This is a genomic window from uncultured Oscillibacter sp., from assembly GCF_910587525.1.
GTDB lineage: Bacteria > Bacillota > Clostridia > Oscillospirales > Oscillospiraceae > Oscillibacter.
Window position 1 is genome coordinate 1 of sequence record NZ_CAJULS010000163.1, and the last position, 4,373, is coordinate 4,373.

The 4,373-nt window shown below is 60.0% G+C and carries 6 protein-coding genes; 5 read left to right on the top strand and 1 reads right to left on the bottom strand.

Annotation, left to right across the window (positions count from 1 at the left end; translation table 11 throughout):
• The 5 genes from QZ326_RS11520 to QZ326_RS11540 form a co-directional block, all read left to right on the top strand.
• Positions 1-443 (top strand): hypothetical protein (locus QZ326_RS11520; RefSeq protein WP_295745310.1); only part of this gene is annotated, 443 nt, incomplete at its 5' end.
• A 40-nt stretch (positions 444-483) separates the two neighbouring features.
• Positions 484-1,461, top strand: coding sequence for a hypothetical protein (locus QZ326_RS11525; RefSeq protein ID WP_295745313.1), 978 nt, complete (start codon positions 484-486; stop codon positions 1,459-1,461).
• Between the two features lie 15 nt (positions 1,462-1,476).
• Entirely contained in the window at positions 1,477-2,184 is a 708-nt protein-coding gene (locus QZ326_RS11530; RefSeq protein WP_295745316.1) for a DUF6709 family protein, read from the top strand.
• 227 nt (positions 2,185-2,411) lie between these two features.
• A complete protein-coding gene (locus tag QZ326_RS11535) occupies positions 2,412-3,257 on the top strand; it encodes a hypothetical protein (protein WP_295745319.1) in 846 nt (281 codons plus the stop codon).
• A gap of 154 nt (positions 3,258-3,411) precedes the next feature.
• Positions 3,412-3,534 (top strand): hypothetical protein, encoded by a 123-nt coding sequence (locus QZ326_RS11540; protein ID WP_295745322.1) that lies wholly within the window; start codon positions 3,412-3,414, stop codon positions 3,532-3,534.
• A 68-nt stretch (positions 3,535-3,602) separates the two neighbouring features.
• On the opposite strand, the gene QZ326_RS11545 is transcribed toward QZ326_RS11540, so the two are convergent.
• Positions 3,603-4,373 (bottom strand): lacto-N-biose phosphorylase central domain-containing protein (locus QZ326_RS11545; RefSeq protein ID WP_295745325.1); only part of this gene is annotated, 771 nt, incomplete at its 5' end.

The following is a 4,373-nucleotide window of genomic DNA, read 5'->3' on the forward strand; positions in this document are numbered from 1 at the left end:
CCTGCGATGCCTTTGTGGATGCCCACGTCCCATACAGCGACTCCCCTGTCTTTCTGGACGATGGCTATGCCCTTCGCTCCTCGGCCCATGGCATGGAGGCCACCGTCTCCGTTGCCGCCGGCGAAAACGCCAGGGACGTGGTGGACCAGACCTATGCCGCCTTGGAGGCCTCCGGTGCAGATATTGATCCGGAAGGCGTTTCAGACACCACGTACTTTGAGGAATATGATATTGCTGTGAAGCAGGCGGTTTATCTCGATGCGGACGGAGCTATGCCCCGGATCGTTATTTTGTATGCAGACTATAAACAAGAGGGCTATTATCTCTCCGCACAGATCACCTATCTGCCGGAGCAGATGGACGAAGACTATCCTGCCCTGCGGCTGGAGCTCAGCAGCGCCTATGCGCTGACCCTGCCGGAGATTGAGCCCCTGACTCCCTGAGGACGGCAGAAATAAAACCGTAAAGGATGGTATTTCCTGAATGAAAAAGTATCTTATTGCACTCACGGCGGCCCTGTGTCTGCTTTTGACCGCCTGCGGCCCCATGGCCAAGACAGAGAATCTCTCTGACGAAGAGGTGGTCAACACCCTGGTTCAGGCCGTTCAGCAGGGAGACTACGAGGAAATCAAGCCCTACATATCCGACGACAACCCCCTCCACCAGCTCTTCTCCGGCATGGATGAGGCCGTGGGCGGGGAGATGGCCCCGGTGTACAAGGCCTGTCTTGAAAAAATGGCCTCTCTCACCTGCACCGCCCACGCAGTGGATGGCAAGGAGGCCTGGGGCACGGTGGAGACCACGCTGACCGCCCCCAACTACTACAACGCCTTCCACGACGCCATGTCGGCCGCTCTGGAGGAGGACGTGGAGACCGGCTCCGGCGCATTTTACGACATGCCCGGCTGGATGTCCAAGGCCCTGGAGGACCAGGGCGGCACTACGGAGGAGACCTGGGAGCTCCACGTGGGCAACCGGGACGGAGAGATGGTGATGGACACCAACACCAACCGCCAGTTTTTCACCGCCCTCTGCGGCGGACTGAAGTCGTATCTGAACGCCTCCATGACCACCTGCACCTTCCCTGACGGCACCGAATGGGTTCTGGCGTCCCAGGGGGATGAGATCGTGGCCATCATCCGGACGGAAAGCCTCGCCGGAGCCGGTCAGTACGCCCAGGAGGATCTGGAGGCAGTCATCCAGGCCTTTGAGACCCCCTATGAGACCTTGGACGGACTCTTTGCCCACGGCGAAGTCCAGGGCGATCTGCTGATCAGCCGCCTGGGTGTGGACATGGAGACTGCCAGCTCCTTCACCCTGGTGCAGATGGGCCTGATCGACAAGCAGGCCACCGCCGGCTCCAATGGGCACCTGAGCCTCAGCGCCACCATCAGCGGCTTCACCCGGGACGGGGCCACCTGCGTGACGGAGACCTTCAAGCCCGCCCAGCCGGAGGCATAAAACAGGAGGAATATCATGTTAGGACGTCTGTTCAATAAAATCAGCGGAGCCGGCCTGATCCTGCTCCTCATCGGCACGGTGCTCCTGGGCTTCTCCCTGCGGGACACAATGATCTCCTTCAAGACCGCCAAGAGCTTTGACGATGTGCTGTCGGGGGACGTATCCGCCGGCGACCATGTGGCGGGCCGGGTGCCCTATCTGCTGGACAGCTTTGCCAGTATGCAGACCTGGACCGAGGACCGGGCCAACAACTCCAGAACAGCGAAAAAGACCTCCTCCCGCTATTACGTCCTGCCTGGCGGGCGTGGTTATCTGGGGCTGACCGTCCACTCCAGCAATTTCTCCCCGGCAGGCAAACTGGTGGACCAGACTTATGGCTATCTCTCCGGCGGAGCGGCACCCACGGCGGAGCTGGAGCTGGATACCCGCGTGGTGGAGATGGACCCGGAGCTGGCGGAGATGTTTCGTCAGACGCTACAGGAGGATTACGGGTTCTCCAGTGCGGACATCGGCACCATGGGTCCGCTGCTGATGGCGGAGCCCCGGGCCTTTGGGACGATCCGGGTCTTCTGCGGCGTGGGCGGAGTGCTGTTCCTGTTGGGTGCAGCGCTTCTGGTGCGTTACTGGCGCAAGTCCGCCGCCAATTCCCGCCGGGCCCGGGAGGCCAGAGCAACGCAGAAAGCCCAGGCGGCCCGTCCCAGCTATGACCCTGAGATTCGCTGATAAGCTCCGGATGCTAGGCCTTATTTCATCAATGGCGAAATGCTCAACGGCGAGAGATTTTTTCGCCGGTTAAGGCAATTTGACGCGGCCATACTTTGTGTATGGCAAGGAAAATCAACGCAGCGCGGTGAAAAAAGGTCCGCCGTTTGGGCGTTTTGGTATCTTTCAGACAAGGCCTGGCTAAACAGATTTCGCGCCCACAGGCGCGGCGAAAAGGACGATTATCTATGGACCAGTTTCTGAATTTACTAAGAGTTGCACTGATTCTGGCGTTTGTCGCCACTTTGGTGGGATGGCGCTATAACATAGGGCCCGTCATCTGGATACGGCGCTCCCGCGGCAGAGCCCGCGCCCTGGAGGACGACGCCTCCCGGCGGGAGCTGGTGGAGCGGGTGCGTCAGCGCCTGCCTCAGGCCAATGACCAGAATGTGATCTTCTCCCTCCAGGTGGAAAGCCACACCTCCGGCGGCGGCCGGATGCGGGTCACCACCTACACCTACTATTACAAGGTCTTTGTGGTGGACGCGGACTGCCTCTGGATCCTCCCCTTTTCCTACGACAAGAGGACCCGCAGCTACGAGCTGGGCAGCCCCATCCCGCTGACCCGGGACCTGATTCAGCGGGTCAGTCTCGCCGGAAAACGGGGCAGGAAGCTGACGGTCTCCTTCACCTTGAATCCGGAGGCGGGACTTGACAAGATCGATATGGTGCTGGAGCCGCTGCAGTTCCAGAGGAATAAGTTCTACCCCTTTGACTTTCTCCAGGAGGATGCCTGCGCCAAAGCCATGGACCTCACGGAAAAACTGGCGCTCTCCGCCTGCGGCCTCACTCCAGAGGATCTGGAGGAGACCCGTCTGGAAGACGAGTGCAACAATTACGCCATTGCCGCCGGGTTCTGCGGCTTCTTCGGCATCATTGCCGCCTACGCCAGTCACGCCCTTTTTCTGCCCCTGATACTTTTCGCAGCAGCCCTGGCCCTGTTCGGACTGATGATCAGCAAAAAGCAGATGCCCAAAATCAGCCTGGTCATCGTGATTGTGGAGGCCGTCATCGCTTTTCTCATCATCCGGTAACGGCAGTCTCTCCCCCGGCGGTGGTCCGTGAAAACGCTCCAGGGCAAGCGGCAGACATCCGGCAGGGATATGACCGGTCACCACATCGCCGCTCTAGCCCCCGGACCGGCGGACACAGCATTTGCCAGCGGTGAGATCGAAATGAGGAATTGCCTTGGTAAAGATTCCCTGTTCCCCCTTCGGCATTGAGCCCACTATGCGGGGCGGCAGCGTGTACCTGCCGGGAATCATGAAACGAGACAAATACATCACCTGGGTGCAGGAGCTCATCTCCTGAAACGAACAACAGGCCGCCCCTGAGGGCGGCCTGTTGTTTCGCTCTGCAGTTCCTTTCCTGGAATACGCTCAAATCTCGAACCACCGGATCTCTCCCGGAGCCAAATCCAGAGAGAAGGCTGTCCCATCGCCCCGGTACACTGTGGTACTCTGGGGAGTGTAGGTGTTGTTCACCGCGCAGAACTTTCCGCTTTGGACATAAGCGTGGATCTCCACATTACAGTTGGTGGAGAACCAGCGGTGCAGCTCCTCCTCTTTGCGGGCTGACCACAGGACCGCCCGGTGGAGCAGGCGGCTGTTCTCGAAGGAGTAGGGCAGTCCGGAGATGTATACCGCCCGGCCCTTGCCGAACTCGTTCACCGCCAGCTGGACCTCCCGGTCCCGCTGGACCAGCACCTCTGCCCCCTCCAGGGCGTAGATGCTCTTTTTGCCCTCACCGAAATCCACAGGGCCCGAACAGTCCTCCAGGATGAAGTGGTCCGGGTGCTCCTCCCAGTTGTACTTGTCGTAGTTCAGGGTGAAGCCTGTCTCCTTCTCCACCCCCAGCACGCCGGACAGCTGGAGATAGCGGCCCTGATACTGGTGACCCGAGGGTTCACCTACGCCAATGAGGCCGCCCCCGCTCCAGACGAAGGACTTAATCAGCGAGGAAATCTCCGGGTCCTCCCAAATTGCCCCGCCAGTATGGGCGGTGTCGCCGTCGCCCACATTGATGAGTACCGCCACATGATCCAACAGATAGGGGTTCTCCTTCAGGTCGTCAAAGCTGATGAACCACACGTCAAAGGGCGCGCCGGACAGGGCCTCGATCACCCCGGCGTAGGAGTAGTTCTGCTTCTG

Coding starts and splice junctions, on each gene's coding strand:
- QZ326_RS11535 (WP_295745319.1), top strand. CDS start 2,412: ATGGACCAGTTTCTGAATTTACTAAGAGTTGCACTGATTCTGGCGTTT.
- QZ326_RS11530 (WP_295745316.1), top strand. CDS start 1,477: ATGTTAGGACGTCTGTTCAATAAAATCAGCGGAGCCGGCCTGATCCTG.
- QZ326_RS11525 (WP_295745313.1), top strand. CDS start 484: ATGAAAAAGTATCTTATTGCACTCACGGCGGCCCTGTGTCTGCTTTTG.